This window comes from Pseudoalteromonas sp. CR1 (assembly GCF_019392235.1).
Lineage (GTDB): Bacteria > Pseudomonadota > Gammaproteobacteria > Enterobacterales > Alteromonadaceae > Pseudoalteromonas.
Genome location: NZ_JAHXRM010000649.1, coordinates 1 through 233, shown reverse-complemented (window position 1 = coordinate 233; position 233 = coordinate 1). Strand labels below are relative to the sequence as shown.

The 233-nt window shown below is 45.1% G+C and carries 1 protein-coding gene; it reads right to left on the bottom strand.

The window, feature by feature from the left end:
• On the bottom strand, nucleotides 1-233 hold a 233-nt coding region (locus KZZ04_RS20890), incomplete at both ends, for a hypothetical protein (RefSeq protein ID WP_219424134.1).

Below are 233 nucleotides of genomic sequence, written 5' to 3'. Positions count from 1 at the left end.
CATCGCCTTTTTTACGACGATATTTTTAAAAAGCGTAACGCACACGCCGACTGCCGTCGTAAAAATGACGACGGCCAAAAGCGGAATGAATTTGACGCCCGCCTTTTGCGCTTTAATTTGTTTTGCAAGCGTTTTAAACTTTGCCGCGTCGCTTTTAGACACGTCCGCATTCAAATTGACTGCAAGAACATCGCGTCCTTTTTTGTCTTTTGTCGGAGCAAAGTGCGCTTTGA